4 protein-coding genes are annotated in these 4,944 nt (G+C 52.6%); 1 reads left to right on the forward strand and 3 read right to left on the reverse strand.

Translation table 11 applies throughout. From position 1 onward, the window contains the following. Nucleotides 1-854: 854 nt before the first annotated feature. From IQ273_RS30385 to IQ273_RS30395, 3 genes are all read right to left on the reverse strand, one after another. On the reverse strand, nucleotides 855-2,501 hold the full coding sequence (locus IQ273_RS30385; protein ID WP_194026826.1) for a hypothetical protein: 1,647 nt from the start codon (nucleotides 2,499-2,501) through the stop codon (nucleotides 855-857). Between the two features lie 427 nt (nucleotides 2,502-2,928). Next, nucleotides 2,929-3,108 (reverse strand): ribbon-helix-helix domain-containing protein, encoded by a 180-nt coding sequence (locus IQ273_RS36165; RefSeq protein WP_397199034.1) that lies wholly within the window; start codon nucleotides 3,106-3,108, stop codon nucleotides 2,929-2,931. A gap of 447 nt (nucleotides 3,109-3,555) precedes the next feature. Then, nucleotides 3,556-4,155 carry a ParA family protein gene (locus IQ273_RS30395; RefSeq protein ID WP_194026828.1) on the reverse strand — a complete coding sequence of 200 codons (600 nt, stop codon included), beginning with the start codon at nucleotides 4,153-4,155 and terminating at the stop codon, nucleotides 3,556-3,558. 339 nt (nucleotides 4,156-4,494) lie between these two features. Here IQ273_RS30395 and IQ273_RS30400 point away from each other — a divergent pair, with 339 nt between their 5' ends. Further along, nucleotides 4,495-4,680, forward strand: a complete 186-nt coding sequence (locus IQ273_RS30400; RefSeq protein ID WP_194026829.1) for a hypothetical protein — start codon at nucleotides 4,495-4,497, stop codon at nucleotides 4,678-4,680. The last annotated feature ends 264 nt before the right edge of the window (nucleotides 4,681-4,944 follow it).

The following is a 4,944-nucleotide window of genomic DNA, read 5'->3' on the forward strand; positions in this document are numbered from 1 at the left end:
CCTCAGTATCCGATTCTGTCTTCTTACTTGACCTAACAACAACACTCGTGCTATCGTTAAACCAATTTAATCCTTGACAGGAACCTTGGCTTTGTTTCTAGACTATGTAGTTGTCGAGGTTCGCTACTAACCCTCGAAAAGCAATTCGCTTGTCTCGCTTTTCTTAGGCGCTTTGCTAATATAAGGTAGATTTATGGCTCTGTCAACTGTTTTGGCAAGATAAGTTTTGCCTTATTTTTGGCAGTGCCTCCAGAAATAGTTTTTTGATTATCTCAACGCAATGACCGTCAGCTGATCAGAGTTGATTGCTTGTCACCATCTTCCGCCTGGGACTATATGTAGGCCCTGGGTACGGCAGGTCATTATTGGTGGCGTCCACCTCGGCATAATCGAGAAAAGTCACCAAGTGGTCTTGCTGCTTCGCCAAACGGTGACTGATGTTCTCCTCTTGTCATTCTTGCGGGGTGTCTGGCGATTGGGGCTGACCCAGCAATTGGACAATTTAGTTCTCATGAACTATACCCTCCTTTCTAGAGCCGAATTGCTATTTCATGGTCTTGAATTGAGTCTCAGAACCTGAAAAGTGCTTGGCCTAAATTCGGCCTGAATTGAAATGTTGTAGTACGTCTGAAATGTCCTGCCTTGGTGAGACTCATCAGCTCAGCCCGCCATGAGAGAACGGCCGTATTCACCATGGGGAAAGGCATTTCAGCGGTTCTCCGGCAACAGGATAGTTGCTGAACCGACAACTTTTGGCACCCTTCATCCCTCAAATCGCTAAAAACTCCGCACAGCAAAACACCCGGGCTTTCAAAGCCATCTTTTGTCAACCAACCAAACTTGATCCTCTCAGCCTAAGGATCAAGTACACGCAGACGGTAAAGGAGTAAAAGTCGCTCATCATTCGTCAGATCAGACCACCGCTTCCCCTCTAACTGGTCGGAAATGAACTGGCAAATCACCTCCCCAGACCAACCTAGATGTCTGAACTGGTGTTGAATCTGCTTATGCAAGCCTGGGTCGTAAGCCACAGACGCAGACTCTTGTGGAAAAGAGGTCTTTTCCCCCCGCACCCCCCTTTCCGGAGAAGGAGAATTTAAATTCGACTCCAAATCACCGGCGCAAAGCGCCTTACCTTTCATATATTCCTCCGAGGGGTGTAATTCTTTGATTTCTCGGGGTTCTGGCGATTCAGATGCGGGGCCAGAAATTATCTCTTTAGGGGCTAGAAAGCTTGCTACTGAGGCTATTACACCCTCTTGGTGCTCGGGGTGCCAGAGGCTGAGGTGTTTGTAGAGGGTCTGCTGGCTGACTCTGGCGAGTTGGGCGATCGCCTTTGCCCTGGCCGTGATCTGCTCGGGCAGATTTCTCGCATGCTCTAGCTCGGCGTAGGCGGTACAGATGCGGTGCTGGGCATCTTCGGACTGCTGCTGGTTAAAGGGCACCAGGATGTTCTTGGAATGGCTGGTGTCACGGCTGGAGGTAGTGCCCAGTGGCCAGTAGTACCCTTCGACAGCCCTGACCCAAGCAGTGATTTTGCGCTCGATATCGCTCTGGTGGCGGCAGTACTGATCGTAGCCAGGCCGAGTGAGGGCGATGCGCAGGGTGTAGTCGATTAGGGCTTGGCCCTGGATGCCCTCGAAGACATGGCCGTAGCAGGCGATGGTTTTCAGTAAGTGGTTGGTCTGGCCATGGGCAGTCCAGCCTTCGGTGATCTCAAGATCGAGGTCGTGTCGCCAGCTGTCGACGGGGTGACTGCGGCGCTTGGGTCGCTTGCGGTGGTTGTCGCGGCCAATCTTCATCGCATGGCGCAGGGTGTCCATGTCTTGGTGGCCAGCTGCGCCATCCCAGAGCCAGAAGAAGCGGGCTAGGCTGCTGCCGATCGGGTTAAGGTCATCGTCGAGTAAGCAGGAGCCGCTGCCGGGCTGCAGGGGCAGGCGGTGGCCCATGTATTCGATGAAGGTTTGAACGCCGTAGGCCTTGACGTTGGGGAAGATTTCGAGCTGCCCGGCCTGGAGCCGAAACCCCTGAGCCTGGAGACACTCCTTGAGGGTGACGGCTAGGTTGAAGGTGTTGATAAGTTCCTGAAAAGGAATGTACAGGTGCAGGCCACCGCTCCAGCTGGAGCGCAGCAGCAGGGTACGGGTAATGCCGATGGTCTCTAAGGCAGCGCGGATCTGGGCCACCCCGGCGGAGGTGCAGTAGTCGCCGCCAGCGTCGAGGTCGAGCAGGGCGTAGCGGGTGTCGTGGGTAAAGCGGACGCCGATCAGCTGGTTGGCGTCTTGCCAGTAGTTCCAGAGAACGCGGGGTCGCAGCGGGTAGGTGCTGACGGTTGTCCAGGCGGCTTTGACAGTGGCGTCATCCGGCAGGTCGGCGCGAATGAAGTTCCAGGGGTAGTGGCCGAAGATTTCGCACAGCCGCTGGCCAATGGGGTCAGCGGGGAGGGGTTCGGAACGGGGAGCCTTACGCGACTCCTCGCCCCATCCTAGCGATGCGGTCATGGGGACTTCTCTCTCCTAAAAAAGAGCAATGGGTATTGCCCCGAGAGAGATCCGGTGTTAACATAGTCGCATAGCTTTTTGCGCGACTCGGGAACTGGTCCTCTCGGGTTTTCGCTTTTTAAAGAGCCGGTGGCATTCGCTGCCGGTTCTTTTTGCGTATTAAGGGTCTGGTCAGGACGATTAATACTGATTTACGCGATCGCTAGGGGTCTACCCAACGAAGCGTCAATCATGGCCGGATCATAGTATAGGAGTCTAAACCGGGCAAGGCAAACGCCAAAAATTGGGTTCCATTGGTGTTTTGAGGTTGGTATTGGCCTCCTAACGAGCAACAGAAAACTGTGGTTTCCGCTCGATCTGCGGTAGTTGCCATAGTCGAGAAATCTCCGCCAGCAGGGTCTGAAGCGTCTCGAGAAAAACTCGGTGCTCACCTACTACCCTCCACTGAGGGATAGTCGCCAGATTGTTTAGCCTGCCGAACCGCCCGCTCTAAAAGGAATGCGCAAAGATTCGCAACAGCACGCCCGTCTGCGTTTGCCCATTGATCTAATTCCTCTGCCAATCGGTCAGGCAGAGTCACCTGAATGCGTTTACTCATGTCCGTCATGATACAAGCTCTAACGGCCCAGGGTGCACACTACATCAATATCACCCTTTTTTATATCGGCATGACATTTTCATGTCATTGCAATCGTTAGCAGTGGAACGACCCAACACAACAAAGTTTCACCCATTGATGACAAGCTAAAGACAAGAGGCATACGATCATGAATTTGATTATCTGGCTGTCTGGTTATCTGGTAAGCCAAACCTCTGGGTCAGCGCCTCCACCATTACATCAGTCATGGTGATGTCTTGGATCTTGGCCTGAATGGCCCAGTGTCTCCGCCAAGACTCAGGCACCTTAATGCAGAGATTCACTTGCTTTTCTTTGACCTGCCCATCTGGCTCTACCTGACTAAAAGTCTGGTTTTCTGGTTTTCTGATTTTCTGGTTTTCTGGTTTTGATTGTTTAGCCTGCCGAATTAGTGCCCCGTACTTTCCCCCCTGATGCTCAAGCATTGCCTAGTACCTCTAATATTTCTTTACCCAGTTCCTCGTAGTCAAGCCAACCCATGCGATCGCGGCCTGTGAGTGCCGACACTGGCATCCCCGCAAGAGCAGCCTTTTGAAAGCCTGCAGCACGGCGAATCATGGTTTTAAATACCGGCAATCCGTTATCGCTGAGTTCAGCCCTCATTGTCTCGCCCTCCCGACTGGGTTTAGGAGGAACGATGGTAAGTAGCGCCCGGTAAGTGGCATTGCCCAAGTCGCTAGCCGTTTGCAGCATCGGCTCTAGCGACACCACATCAGGCAATGTGGGTAGGATCAACAAATCGGCCCCGTCGGCCAATTCCTTAAGATCGGATGAGTGAGGGCGGGCTGGGGTATCAATCACGATGAAGTCACGGCCCTGCACTACCTTCATAGCCTTGCGCTCGTCAGCCACCAAGAACGGCAATTGACCGCGATCGCTCCATGCGATCGCGGTTCGATTGGGGTCTCCATCCACCAGCACCACATCACCTAGACGACTAAAGTAAGTCGCGACGTGGATCGCCGTCATGGATTTACCGCAGCCCCCCTTATATCCAGTCACAGTGATGATTTTCATCTGGTTAGCTGGCTATTTGGTTTTCTTACTTACTGGTTAGACAGGTAACCAGATTTTACTACCAGGCAGTTAAGTTTAGCTCGCCTCTCGTATAGGCGATATCCTCCAAGCCCACCAGCTCAGGTACGCAGTACAAGCAAGTAGTCGTGGCTAATCCGTATGCTGAGAATTGAAGCCTTAGCCTACTGCATACAGCATCTTCCCCAGAGCATCGAGCTAGCCTGAAAGGCCCTAAAGTAGCGAAGCTGCGGAATGGGGCCATTTAGTTCATTTGTACCTTTTAGCGCGATACTTCAGCCCTGGTATGTTTAGCGACAGTTAAGCAGTGAGGAACCTGAAATGAAGCGACAGTGGGAAACAGAGGAGCTAATTGAGCAGTTTATGCTGATGCCATCAGAGCTAGCACTGCTGCCCGATGAGATCACCAACGCGACGGCGCACAACCGGCTAGGTGTAGCGGCTCGCAAACAGCGAGACTCATGCTCGCAAACAAGGCGATTTTGGGCTCAGATTAAGTGCGAATAAGAGTGTCTCGATGCTCACATTATTTGCGAATGGGCTCAGATTAAGTGCGAACAGCTTGCAAACAAGACGTTTGGCTCACATTAACTGCGAATAAGCCGAAAGGCTCTGGAAGCAAAGCATTCAACGATTTTTGGCCAACTTGAATAGCTGCTCCGTGACGCAACCATACCGCTGCTGGGAAAATGCTGAAATGCCTTGCTCTATCGAGCGTACGACCGCTCGCTCCTGGTAATGGCCGAGCTGATGAGTCTCACCAAGGTAGGA

It is taken from the genome of Nodosilinea sp. LEGE 07298 (assembly GCF_015207265.1).
Lineage (GTDB): Bacteria > Cyanobacteriota > Cyanobacteriia > Phormidesmidales > Phormidesmidaceae > Nodosilinea.